Consider the following 19,567-nt stretch of genomic DNA (forward strand, 5'->3'; position numbering starts at 1 on the left):
TTAATAGGCTGCTCCGCTTGCCGTAATGTTAACGATGTGGCCGGAACCTGCTTTCAACATCTCGGACACCGCACGCCCAGTAACATGGAAGAATCCTTCCACATTGATCGATAGGACAGATTCAAATTCGGCCTCAGTGATATCCGCGAATGGCTTCGCTATAAAAATACCTGCGTTATTCACTAGTGTGTCGATACGGCCAAATCGGGAAAGTGTTATGCTGATTAAGCGTGCAGCTGTTTGGGGATCTGAAATGTCACCCGCAACATATCCGATCTTTGCACCCGAGGGATCAATCTCTCTTGCAACCTCGGCTAGCTCATGTTCGCGGCGCCCATTGATGACTACGTTAGCCCCTCGTTTAACTAGTTCAATTGCCGCTGCTTTTCCAATACCGCTGCTTCCACCTGTAATGACGACTACTTTATTTTGAAAACTCATTTTTATATTCTCCTTTGTATACCTATTAAAAGGTAGGTTTTTTTAGTATATCTGAATGGCCGGTTAGCACAATGCGGTGATTAATCTCGCTGCCATTGCGTGCAACGGCGATCCATTCCACCGCCGCCAGCTGCAATAACAGGAAAAACTACAGCTAATACCTTCCACGTCGGTCCAGTGAATGAAATAGCTGCAGAAACTACAGCTAAATCGTCTGTAATGCTTAATAACTCGGTATAGCTAACCGGATTAGCGGCAGAAATTCCACTTATTTGCAGAAAAGTAGAGAAGTTGCGGCAATTAGCTTCAGTAATTGGCGTTATTTACAAGTAGCGGCAGGCTCAACGCACCCAAGAGGAGGATGGGAGCAGCTCCGATTAAAGCGGAGAGGGTTATAGAATGATGATGTTATATACCAAGAATTCAGACAGCTAAAATTTAAATAAGAAAAACCGCCAGGAAAGATTAATCCTCCTGACGGTTCTAATTATACGGGCGTATCACAGCCCTAGAAAATCCGCTGCTTCCAACCCAGCAGCTTGGCGATGGACTCCACGTAATAGTAGTCGCCGTAGATAAGCGACACGTTCACGTTTTGCCCAGCCGGTTTGTTGCCAGTGCCTTCCCGCAAAATGGCTTGATGCTCCGGCTGATCCCACGTACCGTAATTCTGCGTGAGCGACAGCAGCATACGCTCCGCTGCGCGGCGGTATACATTGCCTTCAATGGCTGGCAAGAATTCCGCCAGTTCAATCAACCCCGATGCGGCGCAAGTAGCGGCCGATGTGTCCCTTGGCTCATCATCCAACGATTCAGCCGCACGGAAATCCCAATGTGCCACATGATCCTCTGGCAGGCACGCCAAGAAATAGTTTGCTACACGCTGTGCCGCACGCAAGTAACGCACTTCTCCCGTGTAACGGTAGACGTTCGCCAGACCATGCAGCGCCCATGAGGCACCGCGGCTCCAAGCTGACTGCGGTCCAGCACCCTGACCGCCTAATGATTCAATGAGCTCGCCCGTCTTCGGATCGAAGCTCAGGATATGATTCACCGAGCCGTCTTCGCGGACAAATTTGTCAACAACCGTATCCGCATGTGCCCTGCCGATCTGCTCAAAGCGCGGATCGCCCGTCATTTCCGCTGCCCAGAACAGGATGGACAGGTTCATCGTGGAATCGACGATGGACCAGCCGATTTTCTCTTGATTCCATGCGCGAAGGAAGCTGCCAGCCAGATTAAACCGGCCAGCCAAGAAATTAGCTGCCTGCAGACCGCGGCGCAATCCATCACTGTCGCCTGTCAATTTATGCTTGATAACGGCAGTAGGCAAATATTGAAAACCAACATCGTGATGAAAATTGTTAGCCCGAACGCTAGCTTGCTCCAGCTTCTCATCCCAGCGCCATGCGGCTTCCTTATAATGCTCTTTACCTGTCATATCATAAAGAATCCACAGAATTCCCGGCCAGAAACCGGATGTCCACCAATCAATCCGCATGTCATCGTAAAGACCATCTTCCTTGGCCACATGAGGGGATTTCTCTCCAAGCTGCTCGATCATCCGATCGACTTTTACCTGCAGCGCTTCCCATACTTGTGGCATAATTTCTTCAAACTTCTGAGCACCATTCCATGTTGCTGTTTGATTCACACTCATCGCGTTTACCTCCTATTAATGGTTTCAACCCTTCACTACAACTACCTTTGTAACGGTAGGCATTCCTTCGCAAGCCGCACTGATAACAGATGTATATTGGCGCTGCCCCTCACGGCTGCCATCCGACTTTGAGATCAGGGATGATGCCGGGCCGCCTGCACTCACAAAATCCGTCACCGTAATCCCTGCCGGTAAACCGCCATACGGATCCACATAGATCCCTGCTCGGCCAGACGCAAGCTGTGTAAGCCTCGAACCGCGAATCGTACCCAAGTTATCCAGCAGCTTTCCGTCACCAGCTAGTCCAAACCGGACAAAAGCCGCAGCATCCGGGCAAAACACACCTGCCGCATCATACGCGAGTACTTCTGCATAGACCCGACCGTCTTCCAACGTTTTTGTCGTCAGCTCCAGCTGCACTGGCTCGCCCCATGACACCGTTTGATAACGGAAGCTCAGCTCGTCGCTCACTACAACACCATCCCGAACCGCCTCCGCGCGCAAATGATTCTCGCCTGCGCGGAGTAACGTCTCCCAACGCAAGCCTGCGCAAGGGAAATTTTGCGAATCGCGGCGCTTCACGCCAAGGCTTTCACCGTTGAGGAACAGCTCCACTTCCTCTGCATTGGAATACACCTTGATCATCTTCCGCTCGCCTTCAGCTCCCCAGCGTACCGGCATGGTATGCCCATATAGGCGCACCATCGGTTTCTCCGACCAATACGATTGGAAAACATAATAGGCTTCTTTCGGCGTCAAATCCCGTTCGACGATCCCTTTCATATTCAAATAAGGAATGGGCGAATCCGGCCGCACCGGCGTAGAGAAATCCTTGAAAGACCACTGTGCTGCCCCAGTCAACCAACTCATCTTCTCTTGCGACTTCAAGTACCAATCGATCATTTCGCAGAAATACGTCTCTGACCAGTCGCCATCACGAGACACGCGTGGCTCGCCGCCAGTCAACAAGTAATCGCCATCCCGCTCGTCGGTTGCACCTTCGGATTGCTTCATAAAGGTAAAGCCTGTATATGCTTCCTCCACATGCCGCGTCGGCAAATTATCTGCGCCCCATTCCATATGGAAGAAGGAATCCACATTTTCGAAAGCCGTTTTACTGCTTGACTCATAGTCTGTATAGACGCCTCGGTACCAACCAGCCCAGATCGAAGGCGAATAAACATCAATGATATCCTTGCAAAATTCACAGCGGCGAATCGATGTTAATCGGCTTGGATCCAGCTGATGTGAGAGATCGTGCAATTCTTTCATGAATGTGCGGATTTCCTGCTGATCGAAATAGTCAAAATCGCATTCCCAATCGTTCTCATTGCCTAATCCCCATAAGATAATCGAAGGGTGATTGTAATGCTGTTCAATCATCGCGGTGAGCATGTCGATGCACTGCTCGCGGTAAGCCGGTCCGCCAAGACCGCCGCGGCACCAAGGAATCTCTTCCCAGACGAGAAGTCCAAGCTCATCGCATAAGTCAAGCACGATTCGTGACTGTTGATAGTGGCCAAGGCGGATGAAATTAGCGCCCATGTCTTTGATCAACTGCATTTCTTCACGAATCAAATCCTCGCTCATCGCCGCGCCTACGCCAGCATGATCCTCGTGGCGGTGCGTTCCGCGCAGCAGAAGACGCTCTCCATTCAGCTTAAAAGGTCCATGCTTTACAAACTCAAAACTGCGAAAACCAAAGCGCTCATTCACTGTCGTTTCGCCATCTTCACAAACCAGCGCCACCGAGCAATGATAGAGGTTCGGCTCAGTGACCGACCATAGTTGCGGTTGTGGTACTTCCAAAGCAGCGAGCTCTTGCTCCCCCTGCCATGCCGGTAAAGTTACTTCGGATTGCCCGATAACCGCGCCATCCTGCTGCTTTACCGTAATCGTCAAAGTTACATTTCCGGTATTCGCATCCGGATTATAGAGCTTAGCACGCACTTTGACTTTCCCGTTCGCCGCTTTTCCACCCATAATCTCATCCAAATCAGTCTGCACGTGCACACTGGACAATGAGATTTGCGGTACATATACAAGGTTCAAATAGCGATACACTCCGCCATACAAATTGAAATCGCTTGCATCAGAGGGAATGGTCTCTAGCTCCCTGCTGTTATCGCATGCAATTGCCACTGGAACCTGCCCCGCATAGCGCTCTATTCCCTTAGCCCGCTCCACAGCCTCCGTGATATCAATGGTAAATTCATCGTAACCGCCAAGATGCGAATCCACTTTCTCCGTGTAAACATACACATCCGTTCGCTGTCCAGCACCTTCAAAATGCAGCAGAGTCCTCCCCTTCGGATATGGGTTGTCGACCTCCAGCCGGCTTCGGTACCAGCCTTGTCCTTGATAGTACTTGCTATCCGGGTCCATGACATCATACCCATTGTAGGTGTGGGGAAGCGTGACCGTTTCCCACGGCACGTTATAGTGATTTTGCAGCTTATCAGACCGCCAAACCTCCCAAGCGCCGCCTAAAGATCCGCGATAATGCTCCCAATTTTCGTTTAACCTGCATTTTTTCATGAACGAGTCGTTCCTCCTCTTGCTGCTCAATACCCTACCTTTATCGTACCAAAAAAAAAGCGAATAATGTTTAGCCCTCTTATGATAAAATGTTGTTAGATTACGATAAGGAGTTTGCATTATGAAGCTAATGAATTACATGAATTTAAATGTTCATCCTGTGCAATTATCGTTTTTCAAAAATAGAACGTATGAGTTCGAGGAAATCTTTCACGCCCATCAGGGGATGGAGCTTCTCATCGTCCATGAAGGTAGAGGCATAGCCATAATTGAGCAACAAATCATTGAAATGACACCGGGGGCCATCTTTTGTTTTCGACCGTTTCAGCTGCATCGTCTTCGTATGTATAACCTTCCGCAGGAACGTTATGTTCGCTCGCTTTTCGTACTCGAGCCAGCCGTGTTAGAGGCAGCCCTTGCTGCCTTTCCGTCGCTGCAAGAATTTATACGCAAGCTGTGGAAAGATCCGTTATCTCCGCAATCGTTCCAGTGTTCAGATCTTATGGAGCTCGAACAATTATTCCGCCTTTATGCGCCTAGAATTGAGGCTGCTATTGATCAAGGCACAGAAAGGCTGCTTGAGGAGCAGCTGCTTTTTCTAACTGCCTTTATCCATCAAGTACGCACAGGTTTCGAGACGACCATCACCTCTCAAACAGACCTTGCGCAAGTGCATCCGCGCAAAAGCTCAACAACGGCTGAGCGAATGCTCTCTTGGATTGAAGAGAATTATAGCAAGCCGTTCAAGCTGGAGGACCTAGCTCAAGCAGTTCACCTTACTCCGAACCACGTGTCTGCTACCTTCCGGCAATCGATCGGCAGCACGATTACGGAATATTTGACTGCCAGACGCATTCGTCAGGCTTGCTGGCTGCTCAAAACAACCGACATGTCTGTTCAAGACATTGGGGAATCCGTTGGGCTTGGCAATTTCTCATACTTTTGCCAGCTGTTCAAAAAACATGTCGGGTACACGCCTTACACGTTTAAAGGGATGCATCGTTATGAGGATATCGCTTCATTAAGTCAAGAGTAACCCGCTCTTTTAATAAAGAAAGTCCCTTAAAATCAAAACTTCGCTTGGGTTTAATTGGGTGGGGTTTGGTAGGTGGGGTTTGGTTGGTGGAGTTTGGTTCATTGGAATTCGTCCAATGAGATAACAATTCAGGTGCCCAATCTGGGCCGGAAATGTTCAGTATGCTTTTCTACAAGAGCAGCCCAGTGTCTATACCCATCAAAAAAAGCTGTCACCAACGTAGAAAAATCTACTTTTGTGACAGCTTTCTTCTATATATATGGTTTTCACATGTCAAACTCATCCGGCACATAATCAATCCGGGACTGAGCCTTGATCGTCAGCTGCTGGAGCTGGTCTTCATACTTGACCGGACCTTCTTTTACGTAGAACCAAATTTTCCGTGTCGGCTGATCGTCAAACTCCTGAAAGAGAAAAACATTCAGCTCGTGCTTCCATTTAAGCAGCTCCTCGATAGCCGCGTTATTAGGTGTGGCAATCGTGATACGCCAGCCCTCACCATCTGGAAGTACGTCATAGCTAAGTGACTCTGTTCCTGAGTGAATAAATGTACGGCCTCCGACGGCATGTTTAACAATGAGTACTTCTTTCATTACATACCTCCTTGGTTCCGTTATGGGAGATCAATCAGCATGATAAATGCGTCTTCCTCTGCTCCAACAGTTAGGCTGGATTCAGACTCGATGCGAGCCGTATCGCCTTCTCTGAGCTGTTTTCCACTTAGGGTAACTTGTCCTTCGATGACAAACATAAACACGCGACGCCCTTCTTTTTGCTCAAATGATAACGCCTTTCCTTGATCAAGTCGTCCCAAATAAAGCGTCAGGTCTTGGTTGATCATCGCCGCTTGCTCAGATCCCTCTGGTGTTACAACGGGCAACCATGCATTTCGCAATTGATCGGAGGCGTATCGGCGGGTTTCATAAGTTGGCAACAATCCCAGCTCATTAGGCTCAAACCAAAGCTGCAAAAAACGTGTCGACTCTGTTTTGGAAGCATTATATTCTGCATGTACAATCCCCGTCCCCGCACTCATCCGCTGCACTTCTCCCGCTGATGTAATCTCCGAGTTGCCAAGATTATCCGTATGCTGAATTGCTCCTGTAAGCACAATCGTCACGATTTCCATATCACTGTGCGGGTGAGCGCCAAAACCTCTGCCCGGTGCAACAACATCATCGTTACAAACACGCATAACCCCGAAGTCGGTATTCGTCGGATCATAATACTCCCCGAACGAGAAGCTTAATCGGCTTTGAAGCCATCCTAAATTGACTTGGTAACGGTCGTCTGCTGCATAAATCTGAATCATAGGACCCCTCCGTTTCAAACTCCACCGACCTATTATTTACAAGTAAGAAACTCATATACCTTATATTTGAACGTTTATAGCGCTGTAGATTGACCCTTTTTAAAGAGCGAATCTATCGCAAGCTTATGGCTTCCGTTGAATAACAGATAGACAGCCATACCGATCAAAGCAAGATCTAGCTCATATCCAGCCATTTGGCCATTTCCAAGAAAACCGACAGCCAGCTTCACTTTGAACGTTGCAATAAGCAGAATAATTGCCAATATTGCGGACACAATACGTGTACCTAGTCCTAGAATCAAAGCAATCCCACCAACCAATTCGATCGTTGCCACGACATAGGCCATGGATCCAGGAATACCGATACTTTCAAACCAACCTGCAATATTGCCGATTCCTCCTTGGAATTTTGCAACACCATGTGACAAAAAGATAATTCCGAGCAGCACTCTTAATAGCAATGCACCCATTTGTTGATAACTCTTCACTCTATAACTTCCCCTTTCAATGCTAACTTTTTTAAAGTATTTAACTTTATGTACGTATAATATCGTTATATACTTACTTTTGTCAAGCAACTAAATAAGACCACCTTCTAAAAAATAGAAGAATGGTCTTTCATTTGCCCCGCTAAGTTCTCTCCTTCTAGCAGTGCAGTTTCCAGAGGTAAGGCTAACGCTTTATTCGGATTGGAATGACCGATATGTTCTTTCCAAGCTGCACCTAGCACTTTTTGGCGCTGCAAAACGAGCTGAAAGAATGGCGAGCTCTCTGGCTGATCGACATACGTTGGGCTTGGTATACAGCTCACATGAAATAAATGAGTGAGAAGCGTTTCGGCGATTAACCAATGGCCGTCAGCGTGAGGATGAATCCCATCACCAGAGCGATAGTCAGGATCGTTAATTCGCGCCTGTTCTCTAGCTTGCTGCAGCGGATCATAGATATTCACCATCTCATCAGCAATCCCATCCTGCGAAAGTAACCAGCGCGCATAAGCTCTAAGAACATCGTTGTAATGTTCATAGGGAGTCAAATAGCTGTACGCTTTATCATTATTACCATCAGCCAGGAGGGTTTCTCGTCTTATGGCTGATGAATCAAATGGCGGCGGCGTCATGACGATAGCCTTGGCACCGCTTGAGCGGACAAGCCGGATAGCTTCAAGCAACCCATTTTGATAAGCTCGAAATCTTTCTAAGGAAAAAGGTGAATAGATTCCATCGTTCATGCCGTAACCTAACACGACCCAATCGGGTTTACCTATCCGTAGCGCACGTTCGATCCGTTCATGGACACAAGGCCGCGGAAATGGATGATCTTCCTCTGATAAACCCGAAGCTGTCTCACTAGGCACACCAAGGTTAATCAATGTAAACCGCTGATCAGGAAAGCGTTGAAGCAGGCATGTCTCTAAATAGGCAATAAACGTTCCTTCAGCCGTTATACTGTCCCCCAGGAACAGGATTCTCTTTCCTTCCGTCATCAATAATACCCCCACCTAGTATTGTCAATCGAAAAATGGGGCTATTGAACAGGTCACTCCTGACCCATTTCGACAGCCCCATCCCATACCTTATTTCTTAATCGCTGCCGTATCGTACGCTTTTTGGAGAATTTCCAGATATCTGCCGAGCTTCAGGTTGTCGAGACCTTTCACATAAACGTCCCAATCTTTATTCAAATCTTTGTTCCCCGTAATAAACTGGAGCGCGCTTTGCTCGATATAGTTCTTGATGTTGGTTTGAAGAATACTCGCCTCATCTGTCAGCGCCGGATCAATCCATATCGCCCACATCGGGAACAGTTCCTTCGGTTCATGTCCTTGGTACAGCAATGTCGCATTATACAATCTGCGCTCGTAATTGGCGGAATCGTATACATCCGTACCTTGTACGATACTGTCGCGATATTCCTGCGGCTGGTAGAAATGGCCCATACCGCTCCATCCCGCGTTACGAGGCGGCTGTCCGTCAACCGCAGGAATCGTTGCGATTTGTGGTGTAACCCCTTTGCCCAGTGCCACTTCGCCTTCCTTCGGCTTTCTCCAGTCAATGCCTTCCATACCGGATGCCGCATTCGTTTGACCTTCCATGGTGAACATGTAATCGACCATTTTGATTAAGGCAACTTGCGCTTCTTTGCTCGCCTTATTCGTGATGACGAATTTCGCACCTGGAATTAGACCGCCGCCATCATGTGTGGACAGGGAGCCATGAGGTCCTGTAAGTGGCGGAACCGGGTTATAATCAGCTGAGTTTTTATTGCCTTTATCAATATTAACGAAGATGGCTGGATGCATGCCCGCGCCTGCACCAAGAATTTGACCTGACCCATTCTCACCGATTTTCTTAAAAGCTTCCGCATTTTGAGTAAACGCACCTGGATCGATCAAACCTTCATCGTATAAGGATTTAATATAAGTAAGGCCTTCTTTCCATTCCGGCTTATTAGCCACTGTATCCGCTTTCCCATTCACTAGGTTCAAATAATTTCGATCATCATCATAGATGAAGCCGTTCATCAGGAACGGGATGACGCGTACACCGAAATCCTCGGTCGAACCGCTAAGTGGAACTTCATCCGCCTTGCCATTGCCATTCGGGTCATTCTTTTTGAAGGCTTGGAGCACCTTTTTGAAATCCTCCGTCGTTTTCGGCATTTCAAGGTTCAATTTTTTCAGCCAGCTTGTGTTAATCCACATTTTGTTCGGGTAAGAGCAGTGGAAACATTGCGTATAGGAGCCAAGACCATAAATTTTGCCGTCTGGCGCTGTAATAAAGCTTTTGAATGTTGCATCCTTCTCCATTGCCGCTTTGATGTTAGGAGCATATTGGTTAATCAAATCATTAAGTGGCAGCAAAACACCTTGTTTGCCGAATTTCAAAAGATCCGCTTGCGAGAACTGATCGATATAAGCGGTTAACATATACGCTTCGGGATAGTCGCCGCTCGCTAACGAGATTTGGCGCTTTTCTTTGGCACCGTCGTAAGGGATCACATCGAACTTGAACTTCGCATTAAATTTACTTTCCAAATGCTTCGTGAACAGGTTCGTGTTCAAATCAATATCGTTCGCCTGTTGCGCAAAAACGCTGATTTGTACAGATTTACCTGCTTGCGCCGCGCTCGGCGAAGCTGTATCTGTTGAAGGCTTAGACGATGGCGATGGCGATGCCTCTTGTGTACTCGTGCATGCAGCAAGAACCATACTTAACATTATGATGAAAATCAAAGCGCTGACCGATCTTCTTTTCAATGATATCCGCTCCCTTTACTGATTTGAAAAGCTAACTTATAGGTTCATCCTTAGCCTGTAAGTTCCCGTCGATCACCCCTTTCAATTCTTCAAGCGATGGCCTTATCCCTCTTTTCACTATCCTTTAACAGAACCAACTAGCATCCCTTGCACGAAATAGCGCTGTACAAACGGGTAGATAATCAGCACAGGAATCGTCGCAACAACAATCAGCGAATATTTCAGAAGCTCAGCTAGCTGCTGTCTTTCAACCAGCTTCAAAGCATCCGTTGCATTCGAGCTGTTATTCAGAATGATAATGCTGCGCAAAATAAGTTGAAGTGGGAAAAGCTGGGCGGTTTTGAGATAAATAAGCGCATCGAAATAGGCATTCCACTGACCAACCGCATACATGAGGAATAAAACAGCGATAATCGGTTTGGACAACGGAATCACGACGCTCCACATAAATCTGAGATCACTGCAGCCGTCAATCTCACTGGAATCAATGAGCTCATCGGGAATCGAGGTTTGAAAGAACGTTCGGGCAATGATGACTTGCCAGACCCAAATCGCATTGGGAATTAACAAAGCCCATCTCGTATCAATAAGTCCCATCTGCTTCACGACTAAATAAGTAGGAATAAGCCCGCCGGTAAATAACAACGTGAATGTAACTAACATCATAAGGACATTTCGTCCCTTGAATGTTTTACGTGACAGTGGATAAGCAATCATAATCGTAAGCGTTACCGAGATCAGTGTGCCAACCGCTGTATAAAATAAGGAATTCGCATAGCCGGTGATGATTTTCGGATTTTCCATGAGCTGGGCGTATCCTTTAAGAGAAAATTCCACCGGCCATAACCACACTCGCCCTGACGTCACAGCCGCTGGTGAACTGAACGAGGAGCTAAGAATATAAATCAGCGGATATAAAACGATCACTAAGAGCAGACTCAGGATCACGTAGATGCTAATTACAAATAACTTATCACCCGCTGACTCTCGGATCGTTGTTTTCACGGTGTTCATCGCATGGTTCCTCCATTCTCACCAAATACTCGTATTCGAGAGCCGCTTCGCTACTCGATTCACAGCAACGAGCAGAATTAAGTTGATACAGGAATTAAATAAGCCGACCGCCGTCGCAAAACTATAATTCGCATTTAATAGGCCGATTTGATACACATAAGTAGCTATTATTTCTGAATTTATTTTGTTCAGCGGGTTTTGCAGCAAATAAATTTTTTCGAATCCTAATGACATAACACTGCCTACGTTCAAAATAAAGATGATCGTGATTGTCGGCAGAATGCCTGGCAGATCAATATGTCGAATTTTCTGAAACCGCGAAGCTCCGTCCACTTTGGCTGCTTCATAAAGCGAAGGATCGACACCGGCCAGCGCAGCCAGAAAGATAACAGCAGAATAACCAGCAGTCTGCCAAATATCCGACCATACATAGATCGAGCGAAACATCCCCGGTTGCCCGAGAAAATTGATCGAGTCCATTCCCAGATAATTCATAGCTACATTTACAAAACCAAGCCGAGGAGCTAGAAACAGCATGATGATGGAAACCATGACAACGGTGGAAATAAAATAAGGGGCAAACGAAACTAATTGCACGAATCGTTTAAACTTGCCATTACGGATTTCATTGAGCGCCAGTGCTAATAAAATAGGAATTGGGAAGCCGGCAAGAAGTAAATAACCACTGATAAGCAGCGTGTTTTTGATTAAGCTCCAGAAGAGCGGATTCTCAAAAAAGAGCTGAAAATGCTTAAAGCCAACCCAGGGGCTTCCCCAAATCCCTTTGGTCACGTTGTAATCCTTAAAGGCAAGAACCGCATTTAGCATTGGATAATATTTGAAAATAAGAAAAAATAAAGATGGTGGAATCACGATCAGATACAGCTGCCAATGTTTGATAAGACTCTTTTTCACATGCTCCCTCCTACAATCCGATAAAGTGTGATAGCGCTTTCTATATGGCTGATTATAGGTGGCTGCCGAGGCCGTAGTATAGGTACATTTGCGTCAAATTGCGAACATAAAGCCCGAATCACGCAGGCCATTTTCCTAAAAGAACGTCCAATTAACCCGTTGCCACCTCTTCAGGCCAAAAAAGAGACTGTCCCATAGGTCATGGAAAAATGACGGAGGGATAGTCTCTTTTATTGGTTTCTATGAGTGAAACGACACAGTTGGACGAGATTATTGTTGCAACGACTTCATTCCTCGACAGATTGTCGGAACGAGCTTGGCGAAACACCCATCACTCGTTTAAATGCCCGGCGGAAAGAATGGGAACTGTTGTAGCCGACATGCGAAGCAATTTCGTCGACATTGTATTGGTTCCTTTTAAGAAGACTCGCCGCATGATCCATTCGCACTTTCTCCAGATGGTCGGATAAATTCGTCCCCGTCACCTCTTTATACAGCTGGGAGATGTATTTCTCTGGCCGCTCTACATGCTCCGCAATTCGGTATAAGTTAAGATCTGGATCTGCATACCTGGCCGCGATAAATTCATTAATTTGTTTCACCGTTCGAGAGTGAGCATCGTTCTTTTTATTCGTGATAAGGCCGCACATCTCTGCAATAATCTCATTTATTTCTTGGGAAATAAGTTCAATGGATTCGCTGGTCACAATAGCAATAATACGATTTTTGATTTTCTCGAACAAAGGGGATTCCATAATCGCCTTCTGGTCTAGCAGCTTGAGCAGCGTTCCTTTCAATTCCCCGATGAACTGGTGCTTCATTTCCATGGAAAGCTCGCGATTGTCCGTATTCTGCTCGATCATCGACTTGACGATACGCCCTGCTTCCTCGTCATCGCCTGCCCTGATTGTACTAATCAATCGCAGTTCCAAATCGATGGGATAATAGTACGTATTGCTCTCAATTCGTGTATCGCCCAACCATACGATTCCTTTTTTGTTCATATAAATAGCGTTTTCCAATGCCTGCCTTGCTTGCTCGTAGGATCGGCTAACTTCCATCACGGAGGTAAAGGGGTCGCTTAGCCCTGCCGTTATCGTAATGCGGTATTCACCAAAGGCAAGATTGACTAGCCTGTTCACAAGCTGCTCAACATCATCCTTACTGACTTCCTCCCCAGCTTCTTGATCTCTGGATGTCAAGAGGAGAACCAATCGATCCGAACCCAAATCGGTCATATGGACCAGCACGCGACCTTCATCTTCCATCAAAATTTGCTTCAGGATCAGTCTGGCAGCGCTCAATTCGTTAAGAATTTCAACGCTTTCCATATCTGAGTATCCATTGATTTGCAGAATACCTGTGTATCCAGAGTTGAAGCTGACACCGGTATCCGCCTGAGCAGCCGCAGACATGATTTCTTCCCTGGTTTGAAACTCGCCTGCAATTAGCCGCTTATAGAAAGCATCCCTAATCAATGGAAGCTGCCGTTTGAGCTCAGACTCTAAGTGTTTGCTGTTCATCAAAATATTCGATATGTTACCCTGTATAAAATCATATTCATTGCGCGCTTGCGCCTCTTCCTTGCCAAAATGCTCTTTCATTACCTGAAGCAGCCTTGTAATTGGAAGCGTGTTGCGGTACGAAAGCAAGTAGCCTACAAGAAGACCAATCAGCAGGGCAGCACCTGTTACCGACCAGGTGATGTATTTGATTTTATTCGCATTTGCCATTAAAACATGTCTTGGAATCCCCGTACTGTAAACCCAGCCCGTTGTTTTGGAACGAATTTTGATCACGAGATCGTCCTTATAGAATTGGCTGACAGACCCTTTATCAAACTGTGGATCTGCAGAGAGCTGCTCAATCTCAGGCTGGGTAATTCCCTGCAGGCTAATGGTATGTCCTTGCGCGTCGCTAATGTACATCCAACTGCCGGTTTCATTTCGCAAACCCGATAACACGCTGTTAATCGTTTTATCATCTATAATCGTAACCACTGTAGCTGGAGAAGAGTCACTAAAGCTATCTAATGGAAGCGATTGCATAAATGTAATGACGGAAGTCTGTGTTCCACCAGTAACGTAAGGACTCAGCGGCATGATTTCATTGCTATGCGTTTTTTCTAAAATGGTTTTTTTCCATTCATCTAATGAAAGATTGTTGTAATGCGAAGTCTGATAAAAATGCTCCGGTCGAAAATAGGCGTTCCCAGGCGTCACAAGCACGTTAACCTTGGTGAAGTAAATAAAAAAGTGCTTCAAAAAGTCATTGGTCTGACTATACGCCATAATATCCCTTGATATTTTCCAAATGCCATACACATTGGTTTTCTGATCCACTACGCTTTCATTCAAGAGCACGCTTAAATCTTGATTCAAAGCCAGCTGCCTAGTGAAGCTTTCCACCTCAGCCATTCTGCGCTCCAGAATTTCTTGGCTCTTCTGCAGCTGCGTCACATTGTTATCAATCGAAATGGATTGCGTGACAGCAATTGAGGTGCGGTAAGACATGTACCCCGCAATGCTAGGAATGATTAAAATAAGGATGTACGAAAAAAGAAACTTCCTAAACACGCCTGAGAACTTGGGCACTAGTAATTCCCCTTTCTGAGATAGCGCTTACCCTCTATTCATTATATAAAATTAGGGCATTATCGCATAGGGTACAATAGTCTTACAACCATACAAATTTCCTTTTCAAGCAAAAATATCAGGTTTTCTCGCCGAAATAAAAAACTCACTTCAACTGAAGTGAGCGAGCACTTATCCCGGCTATCGACCAATCAATCTAAAGGCAACGTAACCTCAAACCGCGTCCCGTAGCCTTTTCGAGAGGTTGCTGTAATTGTTCCTTTGTGATTTTCAATAATACGATAACAAATCGATAAGCCAAGTCCCAATCCATTCTCTTTGGTTGTAAAGAAGGGGTTCAGAATTTGATCCAATTCTTCCTTCGTCATGCCGATGCCATTATCTTCAATACTGATTTTGAAGCTTTGATGGTCATGTGCCAATTCGGCGCACAGCTGAATGGTTCCATTCTTCCCAATCGATTCGATCGCATTCTGAAGAAGGTTAATAAGGACCTGTTTGATTTGAGTAGGGTCAATCATCGCAACCATTAGGGCGTTATCCATTGTCGCCGTAATCGATGTGTTTTTTAGAATAGCCTGACTATCCATGAATCGCACCGTATCCTTTAGAAATTCCTGCATGTTCACGGCTTTTCGTTCTGGTGTGCTTGGCTTGGCCATAACGACAAAATCGGATACAAGCTGCTTCATACTTTGAAGCTCAGTTTCGATTAGATGAACGTAACTCCATAATTTGGTAGGATCATTAGACTGTTTACTTAACTGAAAAAAACCAATGATAGCTGTAAGAGGATTCCTGATTTCATGTGCTAAACCCGCTGCCAGTTTGCCAATGGCCGAAAACTTCTCCGAATTAATCCACTGACGCTCCAAGATCACACGATCTGTTATATCACGAAATTGAGCGAAAGCGCCCAGTAGTTCACCGTGTTCATTCAAGATGGGAAGCACATCAAAGAGGCACACATTTTCTTGATCCAAAGAATAACGAAAAGTAAGCTCGATATTCTCGCTTTGCTTGCGATATTTCAGCGCTTGATAAAAATAGCTGCCAAAATGTTCAAAAGGAAATACCGGTGTGCCTGTCACACTCTTCCGATTTCTTCCCGTAATTTTTTCCGCATACGCATTGAACTCTGTGATGATCCCTCGTTCGTCCGTCATAATGATCCCATTGCGCATATTGTTCACCACAAGCTGCTGAATCAGGCTCTGATTATGATTCGTGAGGCGCAGAGACAACTCACGCTCAATAGAATCCACCATATTAGCAAGCAGGGCTAGATACGTAGGGTGATGATGCTCTACTGAGGTCATGATTGAAATGGCACCTGATAAGTTGTGGAAGTTGGAGAAATGGAAGGGAACGCAATAACAAGCACTCTCCTCCAGCATCTTATGATAATGCTCTTTACCGATAATCTGAATGGGTTTCTGTTCAAGAAGAGCAAGCGCTACCACATTCGTCCCCATAAATTCTTCATCACACTTGATGCCTTCTTGGATGCCAAGCCTATTGATTGTCGACTTCATCGTCTCATCGCCATAATTATCTATTATATAACCTGTATCATTCGTTACGACTATGAGATGAGGTGTCCCTGACAAGAAGGCTAATAATTTTTCTGCAAAATAATTAGTTACCACTAGAATCTTCCGATACTTATGCTTCTCTTCTTGAAGCTGTTTGGCCGTCAGTTTAAAACCTGGTACAGGTATTTTGGTGGGGTCCAAACCTTGCTGCGAGCACCTTTGGCGGGATTCTTCAATCCATAGTTCCATATGATTCTCCTCATTTTTGCTCATCTTTCGGTACGACATTGACTCAGATCTTGATTTCAATCCTATTTTAGTAAATTATACCATAGTACACTATCTAATAAATATAAAACCAATGTACTATATTAGGCACATTCTCACTCCATTTCGCTGCCTCTAATGATCACAAAGGCACAAAAAAGAGGGATTGTCCTCTTGGCCGTGTAGACCATAAGAGACAACCCCTATTTTTTAGATACCGAAGATTAACGATCTAGTGCCGCGGAATACACGCTAAATGCCATTATCTAGGCCATCTAAGTTGGACCGGCAGCAGGTTTGGAAAATCCGCATGGGGCTCCATCTGATACCAGTAAGCAACCGAAGAGACATCATCGGATCTCTCAAATAATTGCGAATGATCATGACCAATTTGCTGAATCGTTACTTTCAGATCACTCTCAAATCGGATGGGATCGGGCAAATGCCAGCGATACATCCCATGCATAGGCACCTGGTGACCAGACCATGGATCAATGTTAGTTGTATCTTTGTAGTACGTATATCCTAAATAAGGCGTTGAATAGGACTCTGGTTCGCCCATTTTCAAATTGGAGAAACACCACGCGCCCCCGACATAATCCTCGGTCCCTGTTCCGCAAATGGTCGGCCACTCGTCATCGCCATCCATATAGAACTTTATCTCGCCTTCTCCCCACCAATTCCTTTCAAGCGCTGCCCATGCCAAGTATGTACCCACATATTGACCAGAACCTTTGACATTGTCCAATATCGTGTAATCCTTACCAATCTCGGTGAGGCGCTCTCTGCGCCATTGAGCATGGAAATAAGCCGCATTCTCGGGCAGCTCATCAACAAGCGTATAGTTAAATGTATAGAAGAATCCGCCAATATCATAGGCGTGTTGGTTTTCAATTGTTATTTTCGCTGAGGTCCGGAAAGGCATGGCGAAATAGCAGTTCATCCCGCCGGTCGGGTTCACGGAAATCGGCAGCGAATTGACGTTAGTTCGTCTGGCGAAGCCATTGCAGAAGAAATCGCCAAGCGGAACTTCAACGGATGGCGTTTCTTCGTCATCCCAATACATTCTAAGCACCAGGTCACGAAGTACGAACTGTGCATTATGCCCTTTGGCACCTGTTTTATCAGTAACCGTGATCCAAAAGTGCTGAAGCACGCCAGCGCCGCCCTGGATATGGGCAAGCGTAGCCGTTTCACCTTGTTTTAAATCAATGCAAGGACGCCCTTTTCTGGCGATTCCTAAGTTGCTCGCTGCCTTGCCTCCCTGCCCTTTCTCCCCCGCCATATTTTCCGCCGTAATGGAACGTGTCCGCCCGTTTGTCACGAGAGGAGCCGTAGATAAGCCATTTCCCAAACCATGCAGTTGCAGCATGTCCATCACCTCTTGTATCATATATTGTTGTAGATACTACCATTATAAAGCGTTTTATCCTCATTTATTTAGCATAGATTGCCGATTTACTTACCATATATTGCTGAGGTGTTATGATGGAATTGGATCAAATTTCACCTTATATCCGTGTCGCGATGGATAGTGTTATCGAGACTCCATGGACCATTGAGGAACGTATGATTTGGGATTATGAGCTTCTGTTTCTGATGGAAGGGCATTTGGAAGTAAGGGTGGAAGAGCAAATTTACGAAGGCTGTCCAGGGGATGTATTCTTGTTTAAACCGGGCCAACGACACGCGATAAAGTCAAAAGGGACACAAACGATTCGGCAGCCTCATGTTCATTTCGACCTTAACGTTCTGCCGGATAGCCAAGAGGTTACCGTTTCATTTAAGACCATCGATCAGATGACCGAGAAAGAAAAAGGATGGTTTCGGGAGGACTTGCTCTCCACACCTCCTTATTTCATCCCGAATCATTTTCGTCCTCGGGATACCGCCCACTTGGAACGGGTGCTGTTCGATCTCATTCTTGAGCATGAAACCAAACCTCCCTATTATGCGTTCCGTGTCAAAGGCGCTATGCTTGATCTGCTTGCTATTCTCTTACGGGAGCAATATTATGGCGGCAAAACAAACAAAGTGGGCCAGGTCGAATTTTTATCCGAAATTCGCACCTATATTGACCGACATGTCAATCAGAACGTGACACTCGAGGAGTTATCGGAGAAGTTTCATGTGAGTAAATTTCATCTTATTCATCTATTCAAAACGATGTTTCAAATGACTCCCATCCAGTACCATCAACATATCCGCATGGAACGAGCCAAGAATAGAATTCAATTTTCTAACACACCCTTGAGTCAGATCGCTGAACAGCTGGGGTTTGCTAATATCCATACGTTCAGTCGAGCGTTTAAAACCGTTATGGGCAAAAGCCCCTCGCACTTTCGGGTAAACCGATAGAGGGGCCACTTACCGCGTGGCTCCGTCTATTTTTTAATCCAATATAGCTAGTGTTGTATCAATAATACCCACTAGTTTATCTTTATCATCTGTCGTTTTAACCAACACGCATAATCCAATGAAGGCATTGTTTAAAAACTGCGAAGTCTTAAGTACATCAAGATGACTTCCAATCTCTCCCGTTTCCTTGCCACGCAACACTAGTTCGTATAGAGTATCCTCTGTTCTAATAAAACTTTGATTCACTTTGTCAGCGGCCTCGGCATCACAAATAGCCAACTCAACAGCTGTATTCACTATTAAGCACCCTTTAGGTCGATCATTCTCTGCCATGATGGCGAATTCAAACATTCGTCTGATTGCTTGCTTAATCGGAGTAGGATCATCCACTTTTTTATGAACAGAACTTTCCAACAATTCCCCGTATTTCTCTACGGCTTTCATATATAAGCTATGTTTGTCTCCGAATGTATCGTATATACTTCTTCGATGTATCCCCATATGTGTCACTAAATCTTGCATGGAAGTTTTCTCATAGCCCTGCTCCCAAAATAGATGCATGGCCTTTCGCAGCACGGTACTTACATCAAACTCTTTGTTTCTAGCCATATTCAGCCTCCTCTTTTACAATGTCTAGT

At 45.7% G+C, this 19,567-nt stretch carries 16 protein-coding genes; 2 read left to right on the forward strand and 14 right to left on the reverse strand.

All coding sequences use genetic code 11. From position 1 onward, the window contains the following. The 3 genes from AC58UW_RS00735 to AC58UW_RS00745 all read right to left on the reverse strand — a co-directional run bounded on the left by AC58UW_RS00735 (position 1) and on the right by AC58UW_RS00745 (position 4,639). Positions 1 to 441, reverse strand: a complete 441-nt coding sequence (locus tag AC58UW_RS00735) for an SDR family NAD(P)-dependent oxidoreductase (RefSeq protein ID WP_497418809.1) — start codon at positions 439 to 441, stop codon at positions 1 to 3. Positions 442 to 949: 508 nt separating this feature from the next. Continuing rightward, positions 950 to 2,101 carry a glycoside hydrolase family 88 protein gene (locus AC58UW_RS00740; RefSeq protein WP_497418810.1) on the reverse strand — a complete coding sequence of 384 codons (1,152 nt, stop codon included), beginning with the start codon at positions 2,099 to 2,101 and terminating at the stop codon, positions 950 to 952. 24 nt (positions 2,102 to 2,125) lie between these two features. Then, positions 2,126 to 4,639 (reverse strand): glycoside hydrolase family 2 TIM barrel-domain containing protein, encoded by a 2,514-nt coding sequence (locus AC58UW_RS00745; RefSeq protein ID WP_497418811.1) that lies wholly within the window; start codon positions 4,637 to 4,639, stop codon positions 2,126 to 2,128. A 121-nt stretch (positions 4,640 to 4,760) separates the two neighbouring features. Here AC58UW_RS00745 and AC58UW_RS00750 point away from each other — a divergent pair, with 121 nt between their 5' ends. Beyond that, entirely contained in the window at positions 4,761 to 5,675 is a 915-nt protein-coding gene (locus tag AC58UW_RS00750; protein WP_497418812.1) for a helix-turn-helix domain-containing protein, read from the forward strand. Positions 5,676 to 5,941: 266 nt separating this feature from the next. Here the strand turns inward: AC58UW_RS00750 and AC58UW_RS00755 are convergent, their stop codons facing one another. From AC58UW_RS00755 to AC58UW_RS00800, 10 genes are all read right to left on the reverse strand, one after another. Further along, entirely contained in the window at positions 5,942 to 6,268 is a 327-nt protein-coding gene (locus AC58UW_RS00755; RefSeq protein ID WP_497418813.1) for a hypothetical protein, read from the reverse strand. A gap of 20 nt (positions 6,269 to 6,288) precedes the next feature. Further along, entirely contained in the window at positions 6,289 to 6,987 is a 699-nt protein-coding gene (locus AC58UW_RS00760) for a pirin family protein (protein WP_497418814.1), read from the reverse strand. A gap of 74 nt (positions 6,988 to 7,061) precedes the next feature. Beyond that, the gene (locus AC58UW_RS00765) at positions 7,062 to 7,475 is read right to left on the reverse strand and encodes a DoxX family protein (protein ID WP_497418815.1); all 414 of its coding nucleotides are present in this window, start codon (positions 7,473 to 7,475) and stop codon (positions 7,062 to 7,064) included. A 107-nt stretch (positions 7,476 to 7,582) separates the two neighbouring features. Then, the gene (locus AC58UW_RS00770; protein ID WP_497418816.1) at positions 7,583 to 8,473 is read right to left on the reverse strand and encodes an SGNH/GDSL hydrolase family protein; all 891 of its coding nucleotides are present in this window, start codon (positions 8,471 to 8,473) and stop codon (positions 7,583 to 7,585) included. Positions 8,474 to 8,563: 90 nt separating this feature from the next. Continuing rightward, positions 8,564 to 10,246 carry an extracellular solute-binding protein gene (locus tag AC58UW_RS00775; RefSeq protein WP_497418817.1) on the reverse strand — a complete coding sequence of 561 codons (1,683 nt, stop codon included), beginning with the start codon at positions 10,244 to 10,246 and terminating at the stop codon, positions 8,564 to 8,566. A 117-nt stretch (positions 10,247 to 10,363) separates the two neighbouring features. Next, positions 10,364 to 11,260 (reverse strand): carbohydrate ABC transporter permease, encoded by an 897-nt coding sequence (locus AC58UW_RS00780; RefSeq protein WP_497418818.1) that lies wholly within the window; start codon positions 11,258 to 11,260, stop codon positions 10,364 to 10,366. A gap of 18 nt (positions 11,261 to 11,278) precedes the next feature. Continuing rightward, positions 11,279 to 12,175, reverse strand: coding sequence for an ABC transporter permease (locus AC58UW_RS00785; protein ID WP_497418819.1), 897 nt, complete (start codon positions 12,173 to 12,175; stop codon positions 11,279 to 11,281). A gap of 287 nt (positions 12,176 to 12,462) precedes the next feature. Beyond that, positions 12,463 to 14,769, reverse strand: coding sequence for a helix-turn-helix domain-containing protein (locus AC58UW_RS00790; RefSeq protein ID WP_497418820.1), 2,307 nt, complete (start codon positions 14,767 to 14,769; stop codon positions 12,463 to 12,465). A gap of 191 nt (positions 14,770 to 14,960) precedes the next feature. Continuing rightward, positions 14,961 to 16,553: an ATP-binding protein gene (locus AC58UW_RS00795; protein WP_497418821.1), complete on the reverse strand. Its 1,593-nt coding sequence runs from the start codon at positions 16,551 to 16,553 to the stop codon at positions 14,961 to 14,963. Positions 16,554 to 16,833: 280 nt separating this feature from the next. Further along, positions 16,834 to 17,943 carry a glycoside hydrolase family 172 protein gene (locus AC58UW_RS00800; RefSeq protein ID WP_497418822.1) on the reverse strand — a complete coding sequence of 370 codons (1,110 nt, stop codon included), beginning with the start codon at positions 17,941 to 17,943 and terminating at the stop codon, positions 16,834 to 16,836. A 116-nt stretch (positions 17,944 to 18,059) separates the two neighbouring features. On the opposite strand from AC58UW_RS00800, the gene AC58UW_RS00805 reads away from it, so the two are divergent. Continuing rightward, positions 18,060 to 18,929 carry a helix-turn-helix transcriptional regulator gene (locus AC58UW_RS00805; RefSeq protein WP_497418823.1) on the forward strand — a complete coding sequence of 290 codons (870 nt, stop codon included), beginning with the start codon at positions 18,060 to 18,062 and terminating at the stop codon, positions 18,927 to 18,929. Positions 18,930 to 18,962: 33 nt separating this feature from the next. On the opposite strand, the gene AC58UW_RS00810 is transcribed toward AC58UW_RS00805, so the two are convergent. Beyond that, positions 18,963 to 19,538, reverse strand: coding sequence for a TetR/AcrR family transcriptional regulator (locus tag AC58UW_RS00810; protein WP_497418824.1), 576 nt, complete (start codon positions 19,536 to 19,538; stop codon positions 18,963 to 18,965). Between the last annotated feature and the right edge of the window lie 29 nt (positions 19,539 to 19,567).

It is taken from the genome of Paenibacillus sp. J22R160 (assembly GCF_059692135.1).